At 63.6% G+C, this 23,237-nt stretch carries 25 protein-coding genes; 4 read left to right on the top strand and 21 right to left on the bottom strand.

Annotated features, from left to right (window positions below; genetic code table 11):
* Positions 1 to 35: 35 nt before the first annotated feature.
* Positions 36 to 437 carry a YkvA family protein gene (locus ACX82Z_RS20670; protein ID WP_459590972.1) on the top strand — a complete coding sequence of 134 codons (402 nt, stop codon included), beginning with the start codon at positions 36 to 38 and terminating at the stop codon, positions 435 to 437.
* Here ACX82Z_RS20670 and ACX82Z_RS20665 read toward each other — a convergent pair.
* The 20 genes from ACX82Z_RS20665 to ACX82Z_RS20570 all read right to left on the bottom strand — a co-directional run bounded on the left by ACX82Z_RS20665 (position 413) and on the right by ACX82Z_RS20570 (position 18,735).
* Positions 413 to 1,669, bottom strand: coding sequence for an NAD(P)/FAD-dependent oxidoreductase (locus ACX82Z_RS20665; protein ID WP_459590971.1), 1,257 nt, complete (start codon positions 1,667 to 1,669; stop codon positions 413 to 415). The two genes, ACX82Z_RS20670 and ACX82Z_RS20665, sit on opposite strands and share 25 nt — an antisense overlap.
* Before the next feature lie 136 nt (positions 1,670 to 1,805).
* Positions 1,806 to 3,743, bottom strand: coding sequence for an ATP-dependent zinc metalloprotease FtsH (gene ftsH / locus ACX82Z_RS20660; RefSeq protein WP_459590970.1), 1,938 nt, complete (start codon positions 3,741 to 3,743; stop codon positions 1,806 to 1,808).
* A 113-nt stretch (positions 3,744 to 3,856) separates the two neighbouring features.
* Positions 3,857 to 5,131 (bottom strand): tRNA lysidine(34) synthetase TilS, encoded by a 1,275-nt coding sequence (tilS, locus tag ACX82Z_RS20655; RefSeq protein WP_459590969.1) that lies wholly within the window; start codon positions 5,129 to 5,131, stop codon positions 3,857 to 3,859.
* A 14-nt stretch (positions 5,132 to 5,145) separates the two neighbouring features.
* Positions 5,146 to 6,060 carry a tol-pal system protein YbgF gene (gene ybgF, locus ACX82Z_RS20650; protein WP_459590968.1) on the bottom strand — a complete coding sequence of 305 codons (915 nt, stop codon included), beginning with the start codon at positions 6,058 to 6,060 and terminating at the stop codon, positions 5,146 to 5,148.
* Positions 6,061 to 6,229: 169 nt separating this feature from the next.
* Positions 6,230 to 6,748, bottom strand: coding sequence for a peptidoglycan-associated lipoprotein Pal (gene pal / locus ACX82Z_RS20645; RefSeq protein WP_459590967.1), 519 nt, complete (start codon positions 6,746 to 6,748; stop codon positions 6,230 to 6,232).
* Between the two features lie 172 nt (positions 6,749 to 6,920).
* Positions 6,921 to 8,237, bottom strand: a complete 1,317-nt coding sequence (tolB, locus tag ACX82Z_RS20640; RefSeq protein ID WP_459590966.1) for a Tol-Pal system beta propeller repeat protein TolB — start codon at positions 8,235 to 8,237, stop codon at positions 6,921 to 6,923.
* Positions 8,238 to 8,287: 50 nt separating this feature from the next.
* On the bottom strand, positions 8,288 to 9,337 hold the full coding sequence (locus ACX82Z_RS20635; RefSeq protein WP_459590965.1) for a hypothetical protein: 1,050 nt from the start codon (positions 9,335 to 9,337) through the stop codon (positions 8,288 to 8,290).
* A gap of 8 nt (positions 9,338 to 9,345) precedes the next feature.
* The gene (locus ACX82Z_RS20630) at positions 9,346 to 9,792 is read right to left on the bottom strand and encodes an ExbD/TolR family protein (protein WP_459590964.1); all 447 of its coding nucleotides are present in this window, start codon (positions 9,790 to 9,792) and stop codon (positions 9,346 to 9,348) included.
* 18 nt (positions 9,793 to 9,810) lie between these two features.
* Complete coding sequence (tolQ, locus tag ACX82Z_RS20625) at positions 9,811 to 10,527, bottom strand: protein TolQ (RefSeq protein WP_459590963.1); 717 nt, start codon at positions 10,525 to 10,527, stop codon at positions 9,811 to 9,813.
* 217 nt (positions 10,528 to 10,744) lie between these two features.
* Positions 10,745 to 11,191, bottom strand: coding sequence for a tol-pal system-associated acyl-CoA thioesterase (gene ybgC, locus ACX82Z_RS20620; RefSeq protein ID WP_459590962.1), 447 nt, complete (start codon positions 11,189 to 11,191; stop codon positions 10,745 to 10,747).
* Positions 11,184 to 11,699 carry a GNAT family N-acetyltransferase gene (locus tag ACX82Z_RS20615; protein WP_459590961.1) on the bottom strand — a complete coding sequence of 172 codons (516 nt, stop codon included), beginning with the start codon at positions 11,697 to 11,699 and terminating at the stop codon, positions 11,184 to 11,186. The genes ybgC and ACX82Z_RS20615 overlap by 8 nt, the downstream gene beginning before the upstream one ends.
* Positions 11,696 to 12,736, bottom strand: coding sequence for a Holliday junction branch migration DNA helicase RuvB (gene ruvB, locus ACX82Z_RS20610; RefSeq protein WP_459590960.1), 1,041 nt, complete (start codon positions 12,734 to 12,736; stop codon positions 11,696 to 11,698). The genes ACX82Z_RS20615 and ruvB overlap by 4 nt, the downstream gene beginning before the upstream one ends.
* A 35-nt stretch (positions 12,737 to 12,771) precedes the next feature.
* Positions 12,772 to 13,170, bottom strand: coding sequence for a hypothetical protein (locus ACX82Z_RS20605; protein WP_459590959.1), 399 nt, complete (start codon positions 13,168 to 13,170; stop codon positions 12,772 to 12,774).
* A gap of 49 nt (positions 13,171 to 13,219) precedes the next feature.
* Positions 13,220 to 13,834 (bottom strand): Holliday junction branch migration protein RuvA, encoded by a 615-nt coding sequence (ruvA, locus tag ACX82Z_RS20600; protein WP_459590958.1) that lies wholly within the window; start codon positions 13,832 to 13,834, stop codon positions 13,220 to 13,222.
* Positions 13,831 to 14,247 carry a type II toxin-antitoxin system VapC family toxin gene (locus ACX82Z_RS20595; RefSeq protein ID WP_459590957.1) on the bottom strand — a complete coding sequence of 139 codons (417 nt, stop codon included), beginning with the start codon at positions 14,245 to 14,247 and terminating at the stop codon, positions 13,831 to 13,833. The genes ruvA and ACX82Z_RS20595 overlap by 4 nt, the downstream gene beginning before the upstream one ends.
* Positions 14,225 to 14,491, bottom strand: coding sequence for an AbrB/MazE/SpoVT family DNA-binding domain-containing protein (locus tag ACX82Z_RS20590; protein ID WP_459590956.1), 267 nt, complete (start codon positions 14,489 to 14,491; stop codon positions 14,225 to 14,227). Before ACX82Z_RS20590 ends, ACX82Z_RS20595 begins: the two co-directional genes overlap by 23 nt.
* Positions 14,492 to 14,546: 55 nt before the next feature.
* Positions 14,547 to 15,062: a crossover junction endodeoxyribonuclease RuvC gene (gene ruvC, locus ACX82Z_RS20585; RefSeq protein WP_459590955.1), complete on the bottom strand. Its 516-nt coding sequence runs from the start codon at positions 15,060 to 15,062 to the stop codon at positions 14,547 to 14,549.
* Positions 15,063 to 15,127: 65 nt separating this feature from the next.
* Entirely contained in the window at positions 15,128 to 15,646 is a 519-nt protein-coding gene (gene rcdA, locus ACX82Z_RS20580; RefSeq protein ID WP_459590954.1) for a protease adaptor protein RcdA, read from the bottom strand.
* A gap of 361 nt (positions 15,647 to 16,007) precedes the next feature.
* Positions 16,008 to 17,645 (bottom strand): acyl-CoA synthetase, encoded by a 1,638-nt coding sequence (locus ACX82Z_RS20575; protein WP_459590953.1) that lies wholly within the window; start codon positions 17,643 to 17,645, stop codon positions 16,008 to 16,010.
* Between the two features lie 322 nt (positions 17,646 to 17,967).
* Positions 17,968 to 18,735, bottom strand: a complete 768-nt coding sequence (locus ACX82Z_RS20570; RefSeq protein WP_459590952.1) for a sulfite exporter TauE/SafE family protein — start codon at positions 18,733 to 18,735, stop codon at positions 17,968 to 17,970.
* A 106-nt stretch (positions 18,736 to 18,841) separates the two neighbouring features.
* On the opposite strand from ACX82Z_RS20570, the gene ACX82Z_RS20565 reads away from it, so the two are divergent.
* A complete protein-coding gene (locus tag ACX82Z_RS20565; RefSeq protein WP_459590951.1) occupies positions 18,842 to 19,486 on the top strand; it encodes a thiamine phosphate synthase in 645 nt (214 codons plus the stop codon).
* The gene (locus ACX82Z_RS20560) at positions 19,476 to 20,507 is read left to right on the top strand and encodes a tetratricopeptide repeat protein (protein ID WP_459590950.1); all 1,032 of its coding nucleotides are present in this window, start codon (positions 19,476 to 19,478) and stop codon (positions 20,505 to 20,507) included. Before ACX82Z_RS20565 ends, ACX82Z_RS20560 begins: the two co-directional genes overlap by 11 nt.
* A 60-nt stretch (positions 20,508 to 20,567) precedes the next feature.
* On the opposite strand, the gene ACX82Z_RS20555 is transcribed toward ACX82Z_RS20560, so the two are convergent.
* The gene (locus tag ACX82Z_RS20555; RefSeq protein WP_459590949.1) at positions 20,568 to 22,265 is read right to left on the bottom strand and encodes an L-lactate permease; all 1,698 of its coding nucleotides are present in this window, start codon (positions 22,263 to 22,265) and stop codon (positions 20,568 to 20,570) included.
* A 402-nt stretch (positions 22,266 to 22,667) separates the two neighbouring features.
* Between ACX82Z_RS20555 and efp the strand changes: the two genes are divergently transcribed.
* Entirely contained in the window at positions 22,668 to 23,234 is a 567-nt protein-coding gene (gene efp / locus ACX82Z_RS20550; RefSeq protein ID WP_459590948.1) for an elongation factor P, read from the top strand.
* The last annotated feature ends 3 nt before the right edge of the window (positions 23,235 to 23,237 follow it).

The following is a 23,237-nucleotide window of genomic DNA, read 5'->3' as shown; positions in this document are numbered from 1 at the left end:
CCATCTGAGTACCGTGAAACACGGGGTTTGGAGCCATGAAACAGGCGACCATCGACGACATTTTGGAACCGGGCGACGAGGCCGCGAACACGCGCCGTGCAAAGCGCGTCGCACGCGGATTCTGGCGCACATTCGCGCGTGCGGCGCGCCACATTCCTTTTGCGGAGGAACTGGTCGCGGCCTATTACGCCGCGCTCGATCCGAAGACGCCGTTTCGCGTACGCGGAACGCTGCTTGCCGCGCTCGCCTATTTCGTCCTGCCCTTAGACTTGGTGCCGGACATGCTTCTGGGCCTTGGCTTCACCGACGATATCGCCGTACTGACGGCAGCGCTCGCTGCTGTTCGCCCGCATATCCGCGCCCGCCATCACAATGCTGCGCGCGCCGCGCTCGACCGATTCTCAACCGGAGATCAGCAAAAGCGCGCTGGCGCATAAGGGCGCATGTCGATATTCGGCGCGGTGCCTGAAATCATCTGCGCCAGAAGCCGCCCTGTCTTCGGTCCGCCGGTCAACCCCACATGATGATGCCCGAAGCCGAGCCATGCACCGGCAATCTTCGGCGACGGCCCGATCAGGGGAATGGAATCGGATGCGGTTGGGCGATGGCCCATCCATTCGCGCGTTTCCTTCCATGTCAGGCCCGGCATCGCGGCGCGGATGTTGCGCATCAACAAGTCGAAAGGCGCGCGCGAGGGCGGCGCGTCGAAGCCGCCGAACTCGACGATACCGGCAAGCCTTAACCGCCCGTCCATCGGCGTGACCACGAACTTTCCCGACGCGATCATCACCGGAGACCGAGGTATGACGCTCGGCTCGACAAGTTCGACATGATAGCCGCGCTCGCTTTCGAGCGGCACGTTCACGCCGAGCTTTCGCGCCAGGTCCTTCGACCAGATGCCGGCCGCCAGAACGACGCCGGCACAGTCTATCGTCTCGCCGCCTGCCCGCAGACCGGTGACGCGACCATCCTCGATGACGAAATCGTCCACCTGCGCTTTCAGGAGTCGCGCGCCGTTGGCTTCGGCATGAGCGGCGAGGTCTTTCACATAGTGGCCCGGATCGGCGATCCGGCCATGATTGGCCAATCGCGCACCGAAGCCGATTTCGGGCGAGAAAACCGGGTCGTAGTCACGCAGCGCCTCGCCTTCGAGTTCGTCCCATTCGAAGCCATGCGCGCGGCGAATTTCCCATCCGAACGTATCGGCTTCGAACGCCGCCCGGTCGCGATAAAGAAAGACGTAGTCGGACGGCACGAGCCATCGTTCCGCTTCCGTGCCAGAGGCGAGTGCCTGATGGTCCGACAGACTGTCGCCGATGACCGCATGAAGCGCGGCGGCGATCCGGCGTGTCTCGTCAGCCGTTGCATGGGAGAGAAAACGCCGCAGCCACGGGGCAAGGCGCGGCAGATACGACCACTTCATGAAAAGCGGCTGATCGCGCGACAGCAGCATGCCGGGAGCCTTGGCCATCAGGCCGGGAACCGTGACCGGGATAATGGCCGCCGAGGCGAGAACGCCGCCATTGCCGTAGCTCGTGCCTTCGCCCGGTCCGGCCCGGTCGATGAGGATGACGTCGTGGCCCGCACGCTGAAGCCAGATCGCGGTCGAGACGCCGACGATGCCGGCACCGATGATTGCGATCGGGGATTTATCTGGCGGATTTTCCATGCGCACCGACTTTATACGCGCGCGAAAGGACTGCAATCGGTCAGACCGAAGTGGCGCTGCTCCTTTCTCCCTGTGGGAAAAGGACAAAAAAGCCGGGCGCGAGGCCCGGCTTTTCGATTTCGCGTCACGGCGATCCTCAGCCCTGAGGCTGCGGTTCCATGCCGGCATCCGGCTCCTCGCCGCCCTTCTTAACGTCCGGGCGCTTGCCGGCCTTCGGAACCGTCGAGCCACGCGTCGGCGGCGTGTCGTCGCCCATATCCCGCGCGGGCTTTTCGCCCTTGATCAACTGCTTGATCTCGTCGCCCGACAGCGTCTCGTATTCGAGCAACCCTTCGGCGATCGCCAGCCACTCGTCGCGATGATCCGTCAGGATGCGGCGGGCTTCCGTATAGGCCTCGTCGATCAGGCGGCGCACTTCGCCATCGATGATCTGCGAGGTTTCCTCGGAGATGTTTTGCTGGCGCGCGACGGAATGGCCGAGGAAGACCTCTTCCTGATTCTCGCCATAGGCGACCTGTCCAAGCTTGTCGGAAAAGCCCCAGCGCGTGACCATCGCACGGGCAAGCTTGGTTGCCTGATCGATGTCGGACGACGCGCCGGAGGTGATGTTCTCCTTGCCGAACTTGATCTCCTCGGCAACCCGGCCACCCATCATGATGACGAGGCGCGAGACCATGTATTTGTAGCTCATGGAATAGCGGTCGCCCTCGGGCAACTGCATGACCATGCCGAGCGCGCGACCGCGCGGGATGATCGTCGCCTTGTGGAGCGGATCGGCGGAGGGAACGTGCAGCGCGGTGATCGCGTGGCCGGCCTCGTGATAGGCGGTCAGTTCCTTTTCGGCCTGCGTCATGGCGTTGGAGCGCCGCTCCGCGCCCATCATGATCTTGTCCTTGGCGTCCTCGAATTCGGCCATGGTAACGAGACGCTTGTTGCGCCGCGCCGCCATCAGCGCTGCCTCGTTGACGAGATTGGCAAGGTCCGCGCCGGAGAAACCGGGCGTACCGCGCGCCATGACCTTTAGGTCGACATTGGGTGCGAGCGGAACGTTGCGCACATGAACCTTCAAAATCTTCTCGCGGCCCTGAACGTCCGGGTTCGGCACGACGACCTGACGGTCGAAGCGGCCCGGACGCAGGAGCGCCGGATCGAGAACGTCGGGACGGTTCGTCGCCGCGATCAGGATGATGCCCTCATTCGCCTCGAAGCCATCCATTTCGACGAGAAGCTGGTTCAGCGTCTGCTCGCGCTCGTCATTGCCGCCGCCGAGGCCCGCGCCGCGATGGCGGCCGACCGCGTCGATTTCGTCGATGAAGATGATGCAGGGCGCGTTCTTTTTGGCCTGTTCGAACATGTCGCGCACGCGGGATGCACCCACGCCGACGAACATTTCGACGAAGTCCGAACCGGAAATGGTGAAGAACGGCACATTGGCTTCGCCCGCGACGGCGCGTGCAGTCAGCGTCTTGCCCGTTCCGGGCGGGCCGACGAGGAGCACGCCGCGCGGAATCTTGCCGCCAAGGCGCTGGAATTTCTGCGGATCGCGCAGGAACTCGACGATTTCTTCAAGATCCTGCTTGGCCTCGTCGACGCCTGCGACGTCGGCGAAAGTCACGCGGCCATGCGCTTCCGTCAGGAGCTTGGCCTTGGATTTGCCGAAGCCCATGGCGCGGCCGGAACCCGACTGCATCTGGCGCATGAAGAAAATCCACACGCCGAGGATCAGGATCATGGGCAGCCAGGAGAGCAGATAGCCGAAGATCGAGTTCGACCCGTCAGTTTCGGGGCGGGCATTGATCGTAATGCCCTGCTCTTCGAGCCGCGGCACGAGATTGGCGTCGGTCGGCGCGTAGGTCTGGAAGCCCTGCGATGAATCGTTATAGGTGCCGGTGATGCGGCTGCCGGTGATCGTCACCGACTGGACGCGGCCGCTCTCGACCTCCTGGACGAACTCCGAATACGGCACTTCGCGCGCCGCGCCGCGCTGCTGGGGCGCCTGGAAAAGATTGAAAAGCGCGATCAGAAGGACGGCGATGACCGCCCACAGCGCGAGGTTGCGATAATTCGGATTCATCGTCCATCCCGTTGATGCCCGCCTTGCGGGCGAAAGTCCGAGCCATCTGGCTTGCCGCTAACATAGGAAGATACCCAACCCTTGCCAAGCGCAGCGCAAAGGGAAGGTTAAGGTCATTCGCGAATGTGGTCGCGCCAAGGCGATGGCGGCAAATCCGGCAGGCTGAGGACATGTCGCAGCGCGGCGGCAGGCGCAAGATCGAAAGTAGGTAGAAAAAGCCGCCACGGGCCGAGAACCGGACGGGCTTCGTCGCGCCGCAGGGGACGGACGAACGACCCGCCCTGATAAAGCGCCGGTTCGGCGGCAAGCGCAGCACGAACAAGGGCTTGGCTGGCGCGCTCCGGGATCGGCACATCGATTTCGCCTGCATTTTCCCCAATCGGGGCAAGGGTGGCGTCCGCACCGGGCGCGTCGATCAGCCGATAGCGCCCGTCCCAGATCGCGTCAGTCGAAAAAGGCATCGGAGGCGGCAGGGAGCGGCGCTCCCGGTGAAGCCAGATCGAACCACCTCGCCTGTCGACCACCGCGCGCGACAATGTGGCGCGCAGGCGTGGCGCTGCAAGACGCGCGACGAGCGCCTCGCCCCGCGCGCGATCAGGCAGGTGATCCGTGCCGCCAATGACGGCGAGGAGCATGCGCAAAGCCGTGGCCGCGCCGGGAGCGGTCACGATGTCGGCATCCAATCGAAAAAGGCCGGGCGACGCCTGTTCGACGGAGGCGAGGAGGATCGCGGCGTGTGCGTTTTCGGTGAGGCGCGACGTGGCGTCTGCCTGTGCGGTCGCGCCGCTGTGACGCACGCGGACGCGCTCGTAGGATGGGTCGCAATTGGAGGGATCGTCGATCCAGCCGATATGCCGGTCCGTCAGATAGGCGCGTAAATCTGCACGCGAGACGTCGAGCAGCGGCCGGGCGAACCATGTGCATTCGTCGTAAAGCGTGGCGCGTGCCATGCCCGCGTCCCCGCGCCCGCCTTCGGATGCACGCGCGCGGCGCATGGCGACTGTTTCGCGCTGGTCGTCCTCGGTATGACCGAGAAGGACGAGATTGGTGCCGGCTTCCTTCGCGGCTTCCGCCAGAAGACGGTAGCGGGCAAGGCGGGCTGCCGCCTGAATGCCCGTGGACGGCTTGTCGCCCGACCAGCGCAAGGTCACATGCTCGATGCCAAGCGCGGCGCAAAGGGTCGCGACGGAACGCGCCTCGTTTGCGGATTCGGCACGTAAGGCATGATCGACGGTGGCCGCGACGACGCGAATGCCGTGTCGTTCGGCAAATGAACTGAAAAGATGAAGAAGCGCGGTGGAATCGCTGCCACCTGAAACCGCGACGAGAACGGTGCGTCGGGCGGAAAGGTCGAGGGGCGCGAAGAGCCGTTCAGGGTCGAGCCGCATGGCAGGCTCGCGGATCAGCAGGAGGTGAGCTGCTTTTCCTGCGCGACACGCTCTTTCAGCGCCTCGGACATTTGCGGATAGCGCTGGCCGACCTCGTTGAAGGTCGCGCAGGCGACTTCGCGCTGGTTGAGCGCGGCAAGCGACACGCCAAGCTTGAAGAGCATTTCGGGCGCGCGGCGCGACTGGGGATGATCGCGGCTGGCGGCAAGGAAGGTTTCGGCGGCGTCGCGGTAGCGCTCCTGTCCCAAGAGCGCTTCGCCGAGCCAGAACTGGGCGTCGGGAATCTGCTCGTCCTGCGGGAAGCGCGCGATCAGGTCGCGAAACCCGGCCTCGGCGGTCGCATAATCTCCCGACAGGATAAATTCGTAGGAATTGCGGTAAAGCTGGCCGGCGTCGTTCGCCGGAGGCAGGGCAGCAACCGTCGTGCCGTCCGACGATGCGCCCGGCACGCCCGGTTGCGGGGCGACGGGGTCGGCAACGCCGCCCCCGCGCACATTACCGTCGGCATCGAAGGTGATGGAGCCGAGTTCGCGCGGCGGCACGCCAAGATCACCGGAACCGCCGACGCCCGGCAACCCGCCGCCAGCGTTCGGCTGGGGCTGGGGCTGCGAAGTCGCTTGCGCCATGTCATTGGTCGCGGGCGGCGGCAAGCTGCCCTGATCGTTCGATCCCGAATTGGTGGACGAACCCGAACCGCCGCCGGAACCGCCCTCGAGTTCCTGGAAGCGGAACTCGTTGTCTTCCTGCATGCGGCGAAGCTGGTCCTGCATCTGGAGAACCTGGAAGTTGAGTTCTTCCACGAGCCCGTTCAACTGGCGAAGCTGGTCTTCCATCTGGAGGACGCGCTGGTCGCTCGTCTGCGCGAATACGGGGGACGCCACCAAAAGTGGCAGTGCAATCGCGCAACTCATTAATGTTGCAAATCTCATCATGTCTCTCGCTTGACGATGATTGTGTCGAAACAGACCCCGAATGGAACGCCTGCCCTTCGCTTTTACCTAACGTTGCCGAGTTCGGCCAAATTTTGTTTTACCTGCCCGAAATGAAAAGGGCGGCCCGAAAGCCGCCCCCGTCGCCTGAGATTGTTGCAAAAATGGATCAGCTGCCCGCGCCGTCGATGACGGTGACCGCACGGCGGTTCTGCGACCAGCAGGAAATGTCGTCGCACACGGCGACCGGACGTTCCTTGCCGTAGGAGATGGTGCGCACGCGATTGGCCTGAACGCCCTGGCTGACGAGATAGTCGCGAGCGGCGGCGGCACGGCGGGCGGACAGCGCGAGGTTGTATTCACGCGTGCCGCGCTCGTCGGCATGGCCTTCCATGGTGATGCCGTACTGGCGGTACTGGTTCAGCCACTGTGCCTGACGGGCGAGCGTCTGCTGCGCGTCGGCGCGGATCACGGTCGAATCGGTATCGAAGAAGATACGGTCGCCGACATTGACGGTGAAGTCCTGGCTGGAGCCGGGGGTGGCGGCGATGCCCGAGCCGGCGCCTCCGCCGAGGCCGAGATCGGCGGCGTTGTTGGGCGTGTTCCTGCTGGCGCAGGCCGAAAGGGCAAGACCGGCGACGAGCGCGACGATCAGGGGGCTACGGGTGATGGCTGCGATACGGCGCATGGCCGCCTCTCCTTCGCGCTAGTGGGTTTCGTTGATCTACCAGTAACCATGACAAGGTTAACACGGCCTCAACAGGCTGGATTCAATTTGATTCGCCAATTGTTGGCGAACACTGGTGACGCTAAGGCCGATTGGGGCCAAACCGGGGCCGGTCCGTGTCCTCTGCGCCACACTATTCGAGAAGCGGCGACCAGGCGGGGTCGGAGCCGAAATTCGGCGTCGGGATGCGCTGTTCGTTGCGGCCCGTCAGGTCGATCGAATGCAGCGCCGGCCCGGCCGCGCCCGCCACTTCGCGGAAGAACATGATGACGCGGCCGTTCGGCGCCCAGGTCGGGCCTTCCTGCAGATAGCCGGTGGTCAGGATACGCTCGCCCGAACCGTCGGTGCGCATCACACCGATCTGGAACTGGCCGCCGTTCTGCTTGGTGAAGGCGATGAGGTCGCCGCGCGGCGACCAGACCGGCGTCGAATAGGAGCCGTCGCCGAACGAAATGCGGCGCGCGTTTGAGCCGTCCGCGCCCATCACGTAGATGTGCGGGCGACCGCCGCGATCCGACGTGAAGGCCACCTGCGAGCCGTCCGGCGAATAGGTCGGCGAGGTATCGATGGCGTTGGAGCTGGTCAGGCGCGTCGTCGAGCGTGAGCGCAGATCCATCGAATAGATGTTCGAATTGCCGTCGTCGCGCAGAAGGCTCATCACGATGCGCTGGCCTTCTGGCGAAAAGCGCGGCGCGAAGGTCATGCCGGGAAAGTTGCCGACGAGTTCGCGCTGGCCGGTTTCGATCTGCAACAGATAGACCTGCGGCGTGCCGCCCTCATAGGACATGTAGGTGATTTCCTGACGCGTCGGCGAAAAGCGCGGGGTCAGGACGATCGAGCGGCCATCGGTCAGCGTGCGTTGGTTCGCGCCGTCCTGATCCATGATCGCGAGACGCTTGACGCGCTGGTTCTTCGGCCCGGATTCGTCGACATAGACGATGCGCGTATCGAAATAGCCGCTCTCGCCGGTCAAATTCTCATAGATCGAATCGGAGATGATGTGGGCGATGCGCCGCCAGTTCTGGCGGTTGGCGAAATATTGCTCGCCGACGACCTGCTGGCCCGAAAACGTGTCCCAGAGGCGATACTCGGCGCGAAGGCGACCGTCCGCTTCCTGGCTGACGCGGCCGGTGACGAGGGCCTGCGCGTTGATGACGGTCCAGTCGTTGAAGCGCGGCGCGACGTCCGGATTGGAAATGCGCTCGATGAAGGCGTTGCGGGCGATCGGCGCGAAAAGCCCCGAACGGCGCAGATTGGCCTCGATGACCTGGCTGATCTCGGCCCCGACATTGTCGCTCGACAGGAAGTCTGTCACCGCGACCGGCATCGGCTCGACGACGCCTTGCGTCACGTCGATCTGGAGCTGGGCGCGGGCGGGCGCGGTAGCGGCAACGGCCGCTCCGAGCGCAACGGCGCTGATCGCAATGCAGGTCTTCAGAAATTTCATCATCGTTTATCGCCTCATTGTCCGGACACGGGAAACTGCCGCGACGGGTGGGGTCAGAACATGTCTCTGGGATCGAAGTTGAACTGGACGTCGGCCCAGGCTTCGTATTTGTCGGCCGGTGCGTTGAACGGCGCGCAGCGCATGACCGCGCGGCGCGCGGCGTCCGCCGCCGCACGCTCGGCCATCGACGCGCCACGACCCGAAACGATCTCGGGGTTGCCGTCGAGCGCGCCGGACGGGTCGAGCCGCAGCCGGATCGACACGACCATGCTCTCCGCTTCCGCCGCACCGACGGGCGGGTTCCAGCAGCGCGACACCTGGCTGCGCAGCGAATCGATCTCGCTTTGCGACAACGTCGCGCCGGTCGTGTTGCGCCCGCCGAGCGAGGCCTGCTCGTTCGAACGGGACGCACCGCCGCCGCGTGCTTCTTCCTGGGAAAGAAGCGCCGCGATCTCGTCGGCGTTGAAATCGCTTTCCTGCGAAGGCTGCTGCGCGGTTTCCTGCGTCGGACGCGGGCGTTCCGGCTCGCGCTGCGGCGGCTGCTGGGCGACCTGCGGCTGCGGACGGGATTGCGGACGCGGCGCGCTGTCGGGCAGCGCCACGGCATCGCGCGGCTGTTCCTGTGCCACGGCCTGCTCGGTCGGCTGCGGCGTTTCGGCCTCGACCGGCGCTGGCTCGGGTTCCGGCTCGGGAGGCGGCGCTTCGGCGGCCGGCGGCGGAGCAGGTTCGGGATCGGGTGTCGGCTCGGCCTCCTGAACAGGCGCCGGAGGCGGTTCCTCGGCAGGCGGTGGAGGAGCGGCCGATTCGATCGGACGGTTACCCGGCAGCGCGGCTACGTTCGGCAGGTCGACCTCGTTGTCGCCGATATTCTGCACGTTCTCGACCTGGCTTTCGGCGGTCGTCGGTTCCGGCGCGGGACGCTCGGAGACGGGTGCCTCCATCTCGCCGCGCACGGAGGAGGACAGTTCCGAGATCGGCACCATCTCGACAGGGAAGGATTCGAAATTCGAGCTTTCGAGCGGCGTCGGCGACGACAGGCTCACCAGCCCCGCCCCGATCAGCACGACATGCATGGCCACCGATGTCGTCAGCCCGGCTTTCATCTGTTTGCTCAGCTATCCTCGGGAAGGGTCACGAGACCCACATTGCGGTAACCCGCGCCGTTGATGCGGCCGAGTACGCGCATGACCATGGCGTAGTTCGCCGCTCCATCGGCGCGCACATAAATGCGCTCGTCATAGCCCGTGGTGCCGATGGCCTCGAGCGTGGGAACGATGTCGTCGAGCGAAATCTCGGTCTCCTGAAGATAGACCTGCCCGTCGGCGTTGACCGAAACGGTGATCGGCGTCGTCTCCGAATTGAGCGCGTTGGCGCGCGTTTCCGGCAGATCAATCGGCACGCCCACGGTGAGCAGCGGCGCGGCGACCATGAAGATGATCAAAAGCACGAGCATCACGTCGACGAAGGGCGTCACGTTGATCTCGGAGACGAGCGCGTGGCGCTTGCCCCGCCGTCTGTGGCTGCGTCCGCCGCCTGCCTGTCCGACCGACATTCCCATGATTCGTCTCCCCTGCGATCAGGCCGCGGCCCGAGGCGCGACCTTCTCATCGATCTGGCGCGAGAGTATGGCGGAGAACTCGTCCGAGAAGCCTTCCATGCGGCCGGCGAGCTTGCCCGCATCGGCGGAAAGCTTGTTGTAGGCGATGACGGCTGGAATGGCGGCGAGAAGGCCGAGCGCGGTCGCCAGAAGCGCTTCCGCGATGCCAGGCGCGACAACCGCAAGGTTGGTCGACTGCGAGCCGGCGATCGCCTGGAACGAGGTCATGATGCCGACGACGGTGCCGAAAAGGCCGATGAACGGGGCCGCCGAGCCGATCGAGGCGAGGTAGCCGAGACGACCCTCCAGCCCATCCATCTCGCGGGTGATGGCGAGTTCCATCGCCTTGTCGATGCGTGTCTGAAGGCCGATCGGCGATTTCGCGCCCTTCTCGAAGCTCTTCTTCCATTCGCGCATCGCCGAGACGAACACCGCGCCCATGCCGGTCGTCTTGCGGTCGGCAAGCGTGCGGTAGAGTTCTTCCAGAGACTGGCCGGACCAGAACACCTGCTCGAAACGGTTCAGCGAGGCGTCCATGCGCTTGTAGGCGATGATCTTGTCGACGATGATCGCCCAGGTCCAGATCGATGCGGCGATGAGGCCGAGCATCACGAACTTGACGACCCAGCCCGCCTGCATGAACAGGCCCCAGATCGAATGATCGCCGCCGGGCGCGGCCAAAGTCACGGTTTCCATGTCGAAACGTCCTTCAAAAGAGTGCGACCGGCAAAAGCCGATTGTCCTCCAGGTTCGCCTGTCCGATGTCGTCGATTGCGTGCCGGCCTCGACCCCACGGCACCATACCCGGCCTTGTTCAAGGCAAATTTGGTGAAAGGAAGGCGCGAAGCGTTATCGACGATTTGCATCATCCTGTTCATGCCCTGTTAGGGTTAAGGAACGATGAAAATGCGCCTTAAGTCGTCGGCATGAAGGCGCTGATCCAGTCCTTCGGAAACCGTCGCGGCCGGCCCGATTCGGAAATGATCGCCGCTTCGACGCGCGCTTCGACGAGAAGGTCGTCGCCGCGTTTGAGTTGTTGCGCCATGGTGATGCGCGCGCCAGAGATCGCTTCGGTGCGCGTATCGACGGTCAAGATGTCGTCGATCCGCGCAGAGCCGCGAAAGTCGATCTCCATGCGTTTGACGACCCAGACGAGCTTTTCGCCATGTTTGCCGTCGGCAAGCTCGGCGTGGTGAACGCCGGCAAGGCGCAGGAAATCGGAGCGCCCGCGCTCGAAGAATTCCAGATAGCGCGCATGATAGACGACGCCGGAAAAATCGGTGTCGGCATAGTAGACACGCGCGAACAGACGATGGCCGAAGGGCGTGAGTTCGCCGGAGAGGCCGGCCGGATCATGCATTGCGGTTTTCCCGTGCGGCGGCAGCGGGGAGACGACGCTCGAAACGCTGCTCGTGAACGCCGCCCTGCCATTGGTCCTCGGTCATCTCGCTGACAAGGGCGAAGCCGGCGTGTTCGTAGAGCCGCCGCGCCGCGCCGAGGCCATCGAAGGTTGTTAGATAAATCGAATGAAACCCGTTCTTGTCGGCATGGGCGACAGCGCCCGACAGGAGGCGCTGCCCCAAGCCTGCGCCGCGGGCCGTGTCCGAAACGATGAACCACCGCAGATGCGCCATCGGCTCGTGTGCGCGCGGCGCCTCAAGGCTGATCGTGCCGGAGAGCCGCCCATCATCGTCCCATTCCGCCACGAAAAAATCGATGCCGTGCCGGAAATGGGTCAGAAAGGCCGACAGTTCCTGAGCAACCTTCGCTTCGAATGCCAGGCCGAAGTTCCACTCGCGCGCATAATAGTCGGCGTGCAGCCGAACGATTTCGGCGATCGTTCCGGGACGGTAGCCCGGCACGATCATTCTTCTTCCTCGAACAGGGTCGTTTGGCGCGCCGCAATGTCACGCGGAGCCTCCAGCCCAAGATGTCGCCAGGCATTGGCCGTCAGCATGCGTCCGCGCGGGGTGCGCTGGATGAAGCCCTGCTGGATGAGATAGGGCTCGATGATGTCCTCGATCGCGTCGCGCGGCTCGGACAGCCCCGCCGCAATCGTCTCGATACCGACCGGACCGCCGCCGAAATTGCTCGCGATCATGTTGAGGTATCGCCGGTCGAGACTGTCGAGGCCGAGCGCGTCTACTTCGAGCCGGGTGAGCGCCGCGTCCGCGACCTTGCGGTCCACCGTTTCGGCTCCCGCGACGGAAGCGAAATCGCGCACGCGGCGTAAAAGGCGGCCCGCGATGCGAGGCGTACCGCGCGCGCGCCGCGCGATCTCGACCGCGCCGTCCTCGCTCATGGGCAGGGAGAGGATGCGCGCGCCGCGCGAAACGATCTTTTCCAGTTCCTCGACCGTGTAGAAATCGAGCCGGGTCGGAATGCCGAAACGGTCGCGCAAGGGGTTGGTCAAAAGACCGAGACGCGTCGTCGCCGCGACGAGCGTGAAGCGCGCAAGATCGATCTTGACCGACCGCGCCGCCGGCCCCTCACCGATGATCAGGTCGAGCTGGAAATCCTCCATCGCCGGATAGAGAATTTCCTCGACCGCCGGATTGAGGCGGTGGATTTCGTCGATGAAAAGCACATCGCGGTCTTCGAGATTCGTCAACAGGGCGGCCAGATCGCCCGCCTTGGCGATGACCGGGCCGGAGGTGGAGCGGAAATTGACGCCGAGTTCCCGCGCCATGATCTGCGCCAGCGTCGTCTTGCCGAGGCCGGGCGGGCCGACGAACAGCACATGGTCGAGCGCCTCGCCGCGCGTCTTGGCCGCCTCGATGAACACCTTGAGATTGGCGCGCGCGGCCGCCTGACCGACGAAATCGTCGAGCGTTTGCGGGCGCAGCGTCGTATCGACGTCCTCGCCGCGCTTTTCCGGCGTGATTAGACGGGGGTCGGTGTTCACAAGATGAGTTCCATTGAGGTCATCGGCAGTCTGCTTCATACAGCAATGTCGAACAAGCGCCATGCCAGCCAGCCGACCAATGCACGCGCAACAAGAGCCGCGACAACGCATGGTATGGCGAAAAACGGCATCAGCACGAACAAGCCGCCAAGAACTGGCAACGAAACGATGCACGGGACCAGAAAGGCGATCAGCGCCGTCGCGCCATAGCCTATCGTTCCATGGCGCGAGACGATCCAGGAGATTGGTAGAGCGGTTGCCAGCGCAAAGGGAAGGCCGACACGCAACGCGAGATATGCGATGCCGGGAAGATCGCGCATGTAGGTCGGTCCGAAACTTGCGAGCGAAAAGACGAAGCCGCCGATGAGGGGGCCAAGTATGGCGCTCGCGATCAGGACGACCAAACCTCTGCGCCAGTAAGGAAAACCGCTCACTGGTTGAGGTGGCGTTGGGCTCTGCCGCCATTCCTCATGCATCATCGCATCACCGCGCCAGTTCCTTCAGTCCGAGCCTGATCAGCTTCGACGAATCGGCGTCCTCGCCTGCCGTCTTGAGCGCGGCCGAGACGGCATTGGCTGCGATGTCGCGCGAATAGCCCAGATTGACGAGCGCCGAGACCGCGTCGGCGATCGGCGCGGGCGCAACGCCTTGGCCAAGTTCCTGCTTCAGCCCGATCGTGCCGGTCGCCTCGCCGGCATAGGCGGGCGCCTTGGCTTTGAGTTCAGTCACGATGCGCTCGGCGACTTTCTTGCCGACCCCAGGGGCGCGCGCGACCATTGCGATGTCGCGCAGTGCGATGGCGTTGGCGAGTTCGGACGGCGACAATGTGGACAGGACGGCGAGCGAGACCTTCGCGCCGACGCCTTGCACGCTTTGCAGAAGACGAAACCATTCGCGCTCCAGCGTCGAGGCGAAGCCGTAGAGCCGGATCATATCCTCTCGCACATAGGTCTCGATGAAGAGGATCGCCGCCTCGCCGGTGTTCAGCGTGGCCAGCGTACGGGTCGCGCAATAAGCAACGTAACCAACGCCGTGCACGTCGAGGATGCAATGATCCTCTCCGATTTCGTCGATGGTGCCCTTCAGCTTTCCGATCATGGATGCGTATCCGGTGCGATGATGTCGATGTCAGGAAAATAGCCGCGATACCGCGCGGGATCGCGGGTCAAGATGGTGTGGCCCGCGACCTCAGCATGCGCGCCGATCATAAAATCAGGCAAGGTGCGCTCGCGCGTGCCACCGCGCGAGCGGTAGAGCGCATGTGCTCGACCCGCACGCCAGGCGGCTGGAAAAGGCAAGGCTTCGCGCTCGAACTCCAGACCTTCAAGCGCTTCTTCGAGTTTTTGTTCGCTAACATACCGGGCGCCGATCTCCGACCAGACGACTGGATTGACGACCAATTCGCTCTCGGCACCATGACGCACGAGTTTCGAACGGCTCCAGCCAAAGCCTGCGCCACCTCCAAGCATGTCCAGCAGAATATTGGAATCAATGAGGATCGAGGTCTTCACGCGGCCCCCTCAGCCAGTCGACATATTCCTTGCCGTCCATGCCGTCGAGATCGAGTGTCCCGGAAACACGATCTGCCCATGCTTCGATTGCCCTTGCACGGCGGACGGAGCTATCGGTTGACGCGCGTTCAACACGCACGATTTTTCCATCACGCACGAAATCCACCTCCATCCCCGGCTTGATGCCGAGATGGTCGCGGATGGCCTTTGGGATCGTGACCTGCCCTTTTTCAGTGACGCGCATAAGTAATACCTCAGAGGTATTACTTATGCTGCAAATGAGAACAAGTCAAGAACGATTAGCCCGCAAGAGCCGCTGCCAGCCGACCCGTGACGCTTTGCCGGTGATGGGCGTGGCAGATCGCGATGGCAATGGCGTCAGCGGCGTCGTCCGTATCGAAGGTGGCGCGCGGCATCAGCACCTTGACCATCATGTGGATTTGCTTCTTGTCGCCATGGCCGACGCCGATGACGGATTTCTTGACCGCGTTCGGTGCGTATTCGGCAACGCGTAGACCGCCGCGCGCGGGGACCAGCATGGCGATGCCGCGCGCCTGACCGAGCTTCAGCGTCGCGTTCGCGTCCTTGTTGACGAAGGTCTGCTCGACGGCGGCCTCCACCGGCATGTGGGTGTGGATGATTTCTTCAAGCCCGTCATGCAACTGGCACAGCCGGGAGGCGAGGTCCATTTCGGCGTCCGAACGGATCGTGCCGGACCCGACGAAGCGCAGCGAATTGCCGATCGCATCAATGATTCCCCAACCGGTGCGCCTTAGCCCCGGATCGATGCCGATGATTCGAATCGCGTCTGCCATGATGTCCCCGTTTCCATATCGATATGCCATGGAAACGTGAACAAATCAGCAACAAATTTGCAGGATCAGCGACCGAAGGCGGTTCTGAGCAAAGTGATCTGGTCGGAAACCGGATTAACCGCACGGCGGTCGTCGGCGCGGCGGCGCTGCCCGTAGACCTCGCCATCCATGCGCTGGACGAGCGCCTGAAGGCGCAGCGAACGGTCGACGAGATCGCGAAACGGTTCGGGCAGTTCGCCCCAGCAGCGATCGGCTTCGAACGCCGAAGCCGTGTCGAGGCGCACCTTGGATTTTTCGGCCGCGACCTGTTCGCGCGTCATCTCGCCCGAATTGGCAGCGCGCTGGAGAAGCAGCCACGAGGCGATCTGCATCAGGCGGGTGGTGAGCCGCATGGATTCGGCCGCATAGAGCGTTGCCGCAAGGCGCGTCAGCGACTTGGCGTGAACGCGCCCGTCACCGTCTAGGTACTCGGCCGCCTCCTCGACGAGATGCATGCCTTCGCCATAGAGCTTCTTGAACGAGCCGGAAAAGACGCGATGTTCGGCAAGATTGACCGTTGCGGCCTCGCTACGTCCAGCTTCCATTCCAATCATCGCGCTGAAATTCCTTGAAAAAACTGCCAGTGCTGCCCGAAAAACGGCAAGTGGCCCCTGAGGTTCCACGAATTGCCGCCGGCTACAAGAACAAGCATGCGCTCTGTCCACCGTGGGGGCAACCGGATGTTTAACAAAGGGTTAACGCCGCTCCACACAAGCTTGCGTGAAGGCCAAAAAAAAGAGCCACGGGAAGCGCGGCTCTCAGGAGTTTAACAGGGAGGCGTCAAACGAAGTGGGCGAACCACTCGGTAAGAATCCAGAAGACTGGATGGGGACAGTAAACACCCGTAAAGCTTAACGAAGCGTAAAATTGTCAGAAATTTTACCGAAAATTCGTCGAAAATCGCCATCAGAGCGCCTTCGCCATTTCGCGCAGGCGGAATTTCTGGATCTTGCCGGTCGACGTCTTCGGCACCTCGCAAAAGACGACCGTGCGCGGGCATTTGTAGCGGGCGATCAGCGAGCGGCAATGCTCGATGATTTCGTCTTCGCTCGCGGTGCGGCCGGGCTTCAGTTCGACATAGGCGACGGGTGTCTCGCCCCATTTGTCGTCGACGCGGCCGACGACCCCGCACGACGCGACGGCAGGATGCTTGTAGAGCGCGTCCTCGACCTCGATCGACGAGATGTTCTCGCCGCCGGAAATGATGATGTCCTTGGAGCGGTCCTTGAGCTGAACATAGCCGTCGGGATGCATGACGCCGAGATCGCCCGAATGGAACCAGCCGCCCGCGAACGCCTCGTCGGTCGCTTGCTTGTTTTTGAGATACCCCTTCATGACGATGTTGCCGCGAAACATGACCTCGCCGAGCGTTTCGCCGTCATGCGGCGTTTCCTTCATCGTTTCGGGGTCCATGACGGTCAGCCCCTCGAGCGCGGCGTAGCGCACGCCTTGCCGGGCCTTCTTCGTGGTCCGCGCGCCCTTTTCGAGATCGTCCCACTCCGCCTTCCATTCGTTGACCGTGGCGGGACCGTAGGTTTCGGTCAGGCCGTAAAGATGGGTCACCGCGAAACCCGCATCGGCCATGCCGGACAGGACCGCCTCCGGCGGCGGGGCGGCGGCGGTGTTGAACGTCACGGTCTGCGGGAATTCGCGCTTGTCACCCTCCTCGGCGTTAAGCAGTGTCGCCATGACGATCGGCGCGCCGCACAGATGGGTGACGCCGTTTTCGGCAATCGCGTCATACATCGCCTTCGCGCGCACCCAGCGCAGGCACACATGGGTGCCGATCTGCAAAGCGACGGTCCACGGAAAGCACCAGCCATTGGCGTGGAACATCGGCAGCGTCCAAAGATAGACGCAGTGCTTGTCCATGCCGGCATGGATCGTGTTGGCGTAGCACATCAGCGCAGCGCCGCGATGATGGCACACGACGCCCTTGGGATTGCCGGTCGTGCCGGACGTATAGTTGAGCGAGACCGCGTCCCATTCGTCGTCGGGCATCGACCATGCAAAGTCCGGGTCGCCGCCTGCCAGAAACGCTTCATAGTCCTCGGAGCCGATCCGCTCGCCCTTCGGGTAGGGCGCATCGGTAGGATATTCGGGATCGTCATAATCGATGACGAGCGGCTTCACCTTTGCCATGGCGAGCGCCTCACCGACGATTTTCGCGTGCTCGCGGTCGACGATCAGCACTTTCGCTTCGGCATGGTCGAGTTGGAAGGCGATGGCGGCGGCGTCGAGGCGTGTGTTCAGCGAGTGGAGCACCGCCTTGACCATCGGCACACCGTAATGCGCTTCGAGCATCGGCGGCGTGTTCGACAGCATGACCGTGACGGTGTCGCCCTTGCCGATCCCGCGCGCGTCGAGCGCCGAGGCAAGGCGCAGCGCGCGCTCCCAAAAATCCTTGTAGGTGGTGCGCTGCGCGCCGTGGACGATGGCGACGTGATCCGGGAAGACCTTCGCGGCGCGCTCGAGGAAGGTGATCGGCGTCAGCGGCTGGTGGTTGGCGGGGTTCTTGTCGAGGTCGGTCTCATAAGCGTTCATGCGGTGTTTCCTCCCGAATTTCGGATCGAGAGAAGAGACCGGCGTGCGCCCTCCCGTCAAGCAGGCCAGACCAAAGCATAGGGTCTCGACCTGCTCATTTGACTGGAATGGTCGGAGCGGATTTGTGTGGGTGCGAGAAGCGCGGTCGCCGGAAGGCTCAAGCCTTTCAAGACCGTGCGACAATGCAATCCATGCAAATCCACCCGATCCGAAGGACGATCGATCTGGCATCGATCTGCGTCGTCAAAGCCCTCTACCGGGGGAACGACCCCGCTCTTCGGGCTCTTCCTCGCATCTCTCGCCATCTCGAACGCCATTCCAATCAAATGAGCAGATCGAGACCCTTAACACCATCATAGATGAGCTTCAGCGCGACGACGAAGACCATCGCGTACATGAAAGGGTAGAAGACTGCCGCGCTCATACGCTTGACTATCCATGCCCCGGCGAAGGTAGCGACCGGCGCGAGCGGCATCAGGACTGCGGACGCGGCAAGGTTTGCCGCATCGAACTGGCCGAGCGCGAAATAGGGCACGAGCTTGATCGCGTTGACGACGGCGAAGAAGATGACGCTGGTGCCGACATAGATTCGCGGCTCCTGGCCGAGCGCCAGCGCGTAGACCTGATAGGGCGGCCCGCCCGCATGGGCGACGAAGGATGTGAAGCCGCTGACGACACCCCAGAACCCGCCGCGCAGGCGGTTGTGGCCGGCGCGGTGCTCCGTGCCGCCGAGCCTCGACGCCAGCCACCGAAGAAAGAACACCAGCGCGACGACGCCGACGATGAGCCGCACCATCGCATCGGTGACCACCGCCGCGAGCAGCCAGCCGATCGCGATGCCGAGAACAGCGCCGGGCAGCATAATGCGAAGCGTCGTCCCGTCGCGGTTGCCGCGCCACAGCCAAAGCGACACGATGTCCATCAGGATCAGGATCGGCAGGAGGATGGCGGCCGCCTGCACGGGCGGCATGACGAGCGCCATCAGAGGCACGCCGATCAGCGCCGCAGCTCCGCCGAGCCCGCCTTTCGACAGGCCGACAAGCAGGACGGACGGGATGGCGGCGGCGTAGAACCAGGGATCTGTCAGCAAGGCGGGGCGTTTTCGTTGGCTTCTGGCAATTGCCCTTCTTATGCCCTATGCCGCAATCACGACAAGATAGCGCGCCAGATCGGCGTCAACCAACCGAGAAGTCCAGATGACCGAAACCGCCCCCAATCGCTGCCGCCTCGTGCTGATCGCGCCCATGGCGGGTGACGACGCCGCGCCGATCGAGGCGGCGCTTTCCGGCGGCGACGTCGCCTCGATCCTTTTGCCGCGCGGTGCGCGCAGCGATGAGGCCTATCAGGCTTTCGTGGAAAAGGTGGCGCCGGTCGCGCAAGGGCGGGGCGTCGCGGTCATCGTCGAGGGCGATGCGCGCATCGCCATGCGGGCAAAGGCGGATGGGCTTTATTTCGAGGGATCGAAAGCCGATCTGACGGATATGGTCGAGCGCCACGGAGCCAAGATCATGGTCGGAACCGGCGGTGTGAAGACGCGCGACGACGCGCTCGAACTGGGCGAAACGCAGCCCGACTTCATGTTCTTCGGCCGCTTTGGCTATGACGGGAAGCCCGACGTGCATCCGCGCAATCTGGCGCTCGGCGAGTGGTGGGCGCAGATGGTCGCCGTGCCGGGCATCGTCATGGCGGGTTCGTCCGACGAGAGCGTCGCAGCGGTCGCGGAGACGGGCGTGGATTTCGTGGCGGTCGAGGCGGCGGTGTTCGCTGGCGGTGAACCCGGCGAACGGGTCGCGGCGCTGAACGCGCTTCTGGACGAAAAGGCCCCACGCTTTGAAGACTAGGCTTTTCCTCACCCTTGCAATTGTCGCCGCGATGACCGCCCCGGCCATCGCGCAGGACGGCGGTGCGGTGACCGGCCCGCAGGCATCCGAGGTCGCGCCGAGCCGCTTCGGCACGCGCGCACCGGATGAAGCCTATGGCGCGTTTCAGCGTGGTCTCTACATCACCGCCTTGCGATTTGCCCTGCCGCGCGCCGAGGACGGCGATAAGGCCGCGCAAACGCTGGTCGCCGAAATCTACGCGCGCGGGCTGGGCGTTCCACGCGACGGAGCCGAGGCGGCGCGCTGGTACGAAGCCGCAGCCGAGCAGGGCGTTGCCGAGGCGCAGTTCCAGACCGCGCTGATGCTCCTCGACGGCGAATTCCTGCCGCGCGACGAGGACCGCGCCTTCGATCTGATGAAGGCGGCGGCCGACGCGGGAAACCCGATGGCGCAGTTCAACCTCGCGCAGATTTTCCTTGATCGGGGCGACGAGGCCGAGGCCGTTCAATATCTGGAGCGCGCGGCCGAAACCGGCCTTCCCGACGCGCAATATACGCTGGCGCTCGTCATTGCGAGCCGCGACGGCGACGAGACCGATTTCGAGGAGGCCCGACGCTGGCTCGTGCGCGCCGCACAGCAAAATTACGACACGGCGCAGATCGAACTCGGCTCCTGGCTCGTCGAGGGAATCGGCGGGCTGCGCGAGATGGAGACCGGCTTTTCCTGGATCGAGCTTGCCGCGCGCGGCGGAAACGTTGCGGCGCGCAACCGGCTCGCCAAACTCTATTGGGCCGGGATGGGCGTCGAGGGCGACCGCATCGCCGCCGCTGCGTGGTACATGCTGGCGCGGCAGGGCGGCCTGACAGACGCAGTCATGGAAGAATTTCTGGCCGGCCTGTCCGACGAGCAGATCGAGGCGGCGCGCACGCGCATGGCCGAACTCGAACAGGCGGGAGCAGAAGCTGCTTCGCTGGAACAGCCGACCGAGGCTGGCGACGAGACCGAACCGGCTCCCGAAGGCGACGGTTCCGAGGAACCTTGAGCATCAACGCAACAACCGGGCAAGGTCACGCCCTGCCCGATTATCGCTATCGCCGTTGGGTCACATGCTCGGCATCAACGGGTCGCTGGCCCCGAACACATAGAAGCCGGCGAGCAGCAACAGCCCCGACAGGACCAGATAGTAAATGGTCGGCAGGATCGTGATGCGCAGCGTCGCCCCTTCCCGTCCCAGAAGCCCCACGGTTGCCGAGGCCGCCACGACGTTGTGAATGGCGATCATGTTGCCGGCGGCAGCGCCGACGGACTGGCCGGACACCATCAGCGCCGACGACAGCCCGAGCCCTTCGGCGACCGAGAACTGGAACTGGCTGAGCATCACGTTGCTGACGGTGTTGGAGCCGGCGAGGAACGCGCCGAGCGCGCCGACCGATGGCGCGAAGAACGGATAGACCGCTCCCATCTGCATCGAGACCCAGTCGGCGACGACGACGGGCATGCTTTCCAGTCCCTGCGTGTTGACGCCGGAATTGATCATCACGCGGACCATCGGCACGGTGAAGATCAGCACGAAGCCGGCGCCGATCAGCGTGTTGGCGCTTTCGCCCGTTGCCGTCATGAAGCGCGAGAACGACATCCGGTGCAGCGCCAGCGTGATCAGGCAGATGATGACGAGAATGCCGCCCGGCGAAAACAGAAGCGGGAAATCGCCCGAAATACCTTCTTCGCCCAAAATGCCGCTGAAGGCGACGGTCGTCGTTTTCAGCGCATCGCCGACCGCCGGAACTGTGCGGCTGATGACGAGGAAGATCGCCAGCAGGACATAAGGCGCCCATGCTAGCGCGAGCGGAATACGCTGCTGAGCCAGATTGTCGAGCTTGATGTCGATCTTGCCGAACCAGTCCTGCGGCCACTGCGAGACAGGCGCGAAATCCCACGTGTCACGCGGAATGAGGAAACCGGCGCGCGCGGCGAGCGTCACGATTGCAAGACCGACGAGACCTCCGATGAGCGAGGGAAATTCGGCTCCGAGGAAATAGGCGGCGAGAACGTAAGGCACGGTCATCGCGAACGCGGCGAAGATCGAGAAAGGCAGGATCGAAAGACCTTCGGTCCACGATTTTTTCTGACCGAAGAACCGCGTCATGACCAAGATGAGAAAAAGCGGCATAAGCGTGCCGCAAATCGCGTGCAGGAGTGCGACCTCCGAGGTGATGACGTGGAAGAACGCTTCCCAGCTCGAACCGCCTTCGGTCAGACGATCTGAGATCGCCTGCCGGTCGAGCCCGGTCTGCACGCCGACGATCAGCGGCGTTCCCACCGCTCCGAAGGAAACCGGCGTCGACTGTATCATCAGGCCGAACACGACAGCCGCGACGGCGGGAAACCCGATCGCGACCATCAACGGCGCGGCGACCGCCGCAGGCGTGCCGAAGCCGGACGCGCCCTCGATGAACGAGCCGAACAGCCATGCGATGAGGATGACCTGCACGCGCCGGTCCGGACTGATCGTGGTGAAACCGGCGCGGATCGTCGAGATCGCGCCCGAATGTTTGAGCGTATTCAACAGGAGGATCGCGCCGAAGATGATCCAGAGCAGTCCCGCCGTCTGCAGCAGGCCCTGCAATGTGGACGCGACGATGCGGTTGGTGCTGACGCCCCAGAAGACGATGGCGATGACGACCGCCATCGCATAGGTGAGCGGCATGACGATGCGCGCCGGCAGTCGAAATCCGATCAGAAGAATACCCGCCGTCGCAATCGGTAAAAACGCCAGCAGCGCAAGAAAGCCAGTCGACATTTTAGAATTTCCCCCAGGTTCAGATATGCACCTGCCCTGGTGTGGGAAGAACAGGTCGTATCGGTATCGGGGAAAGCTCCTCCCTCCCCTCTTGGGCATCTTGCCCACAATCCCCCCGATTACAAACGATAATGGATGTCTTCCTCGCTCGCATCGCGACGTCTGCCGGAAAACGTCTTGGATTAGGGGCGGGTTTCACGCCCCATCCTATCCGAAAGTCTAAGGCCGGCTGACTGTATTCGTGCGTCCGTGGTGGCGGCATCGGTCGGTCATTTGCCGAAAAGCTCCTGTGTTCGATCGACATGGCCACCCGCCACACCCTTGCCTGATGCGGCGTTTTATGGTCTTGGAAGCCGCAAATTGCGGCCGCGCGGCCAAACTCAATCCTTGCGAAAGACGATCATGGCGAAGATTAACGGCAACGAAATCCGTCCCGGCAATGTCATCGAGCACGATGGCGGCCTGTGGGTCGCGGTCAAGACCAATGCGGTGAAGCCCGGCAAGGGCGGCGCCTACAACCAGGTCGAACTGAAGAACCTCATTAACGGCACCAAGCTCAACGAGCGCTTCCGCGCCGCCGAGACGGTCGAGAAAGTCCGCCTCGAGCAGAAGGACTTCTCCTATCTCTACGAGCAGGGCGAAGCGCTCGTCTTCATGGACGACGAAAGCTACGAGCAGCTCGAGCTTCTCAAGGATTTCGTCGGCGAGCGCGCCGCCTTCCTGCAGGACGGCATGAAGGTGACGGTCGAACTCTACGAGGAAAAGCCGATCGGCATTTCGCTGCCGGACTACGTGACGCTGACGATCGCCGAGGCCGATCCGGTCGTGAAGGGCCAGACCGCCGCATCCTCCTACAAGCCGGCGGTGATGGAAAACGGCGTGCGCGTCATGGTCCCGCCCTTCATCTCGTCGGGTGAGCGCATCATCGTCGATACGAATGAAATAACCTACGTGCGCCGCGCCGATTGAGAC

Source organism: Aliihoeflea sp. PC F10.4 (assembly GCF_054612275.1).
This window is presented reverse-complemented; position numbering and strand designations above follow the sequence as displayed.

What these genes read in the sequence shown, in the direction of transcription:
- tolQ (WP_459590963.1), bottom strand. Translation starts at nt 10,527, where the DNA reads ATGGAAACCGTGACTTTGGCCGCGCCCGGCGGCGATCATTCGATCTGG.
- ACX82Z_RS20635 (WP_459590965.1), bottom strand. Translation starts at nt 9,337, where the DNA reads ATGAAAGCCGGGCTGACGACATCGGTGGCCATGCATGTCGTGCTGATC.
- pal (WP_459590967.1), bottom strand. Translation starts at nt 6,748, where the DNA reads ATGCGCCGTATCGCAGCCATCACCCGTAGCCCCCTGATCGTCGCGCTC.
- ACX82Z_RS20555 (WP_459590949.1), bottom strand. Translation starts at nt 22,265, where the DNA reads ATGTCGACTGGCTTTCTTGCGCTGCTGGCGTTTTTACCGATTGCGACG.
- ruvA (WP_459590958.1), bottom strand. Translation starts at nt 13,834, where the DNA reads ATGATCGGAAAGCTGAAGGGCACCATCGACGAAATCGGAGAGGATCAT.
- tolB (WP_459590966.1), bottom strand. Translation starts at nt 8,237, where the DNA reads ATGATGAAATTTCTGAAGACCTGCATTGCGATCAGCGCCGTTGCGCTC.
- ACX82Z_RS20670 (WP_459590972.1), top strand. Translation starts at nt 36, where the DNA reads ATGAAACAGGCGACCATCGACGACATTTTGGAACCGGGCGACGAGGCC.
- ruvC (WP_459590955.1), bottom strand. Translation starts at nt 15,062, where the DNA reads ATGGCAGACGCGATTCGAATCATCGGCATCGATCCGGGGCTAAGGCGC.
- ACX82Z_RS20565 (WP_459590951.1), top strand. Translation starts at nt 18,842, where the DNA reads ATGACCGAAACCGCCCCCAATCGCTGCCGCCTCGTGCTGATCGCGCCC.
- ftsH (WP_459590970.1), bottom strand. Translation starts at nt 3,743, where the DNA reads ATGAATCCGAATTATCGCAACCTCGCGCTGTGGGCGGTCATCGCCGTC.
- ybgC (WP_459590962.1), bottom strand. Translation starts at nt 11,191, where the DNA reads ATGCATGATCCGGCCGGCCTCTCCGGCGAACTCACGCCCTTCGGCCAT.
- ACX82Z_RS20575 (WP_459590953.1), bottom strand. Translation starts at nt 17,645, where the DNA reads ATGAACGCTTATGAGACCGACCTCGACAAGAACCCCGCCAACCACCAG.
- tilS (WP_459590969.1), bottom strand. Translation starts at nt 5,131, where the DNA reads ATGCGGCTCGACCCTGAACGGCTCTTCGCGCCCCTCGACCTTTCCGCC.
- rcdA (WP_459590954.1), bottom strand. Translation starts at nt 15,646, where the DNA reads ATGGAAGCTGGACGTAGCGAGGCCGCAACGGTCAATCTTGCCGAACAT.
- ACX82Z_RS20630 (WP_459590964.1), bottom strand. Translation starts at nt 9,792, where the DNA reads ATGGGAATGTCGGTCGGACAGGCAGGCGGCGGACGCAGCCACAGACGG.
- ACX82Z_RS20665 (WP_459590971.1), bottom strand. Translation starts at nt 1,669, where the DNA reads ATGGAAAATCCGCCAGATAAATCCCCGATCGCAATCATCGGTGCCGGC.
- ACX82Z_RS20590 (WP_459590956.1), bottom strand. Translation starts at nt 14,491, where the DNA reads ATGCGCGTCACTGAAAAAGGGCAGGTCACGATCCCAAAGGCCATCCGC.
- efp (WP_459590948.1), top strand. Translation starts at nt 22,668, where the DNA reads ATGGCGAAGATTAACGGCAACGAAATCCGTCCCGGCAATGTCATCGAG.
- ybgF (WP_459590968.1), bottom strand. Translation starts at nt 6,060, where the DNA reads ATGAGATTTGCAACATTAATGAGTTGCGCGATTGCACTGCCACTTTTG.
- ACX82Z_RS20615 (WP_459590961.1), bottom strand. Translation starts at nt 11,699, where the DNA reads ATGATCGTGCCGGGCTACCGTCCCGGAACGATCGCCGAAATCGTTCGG.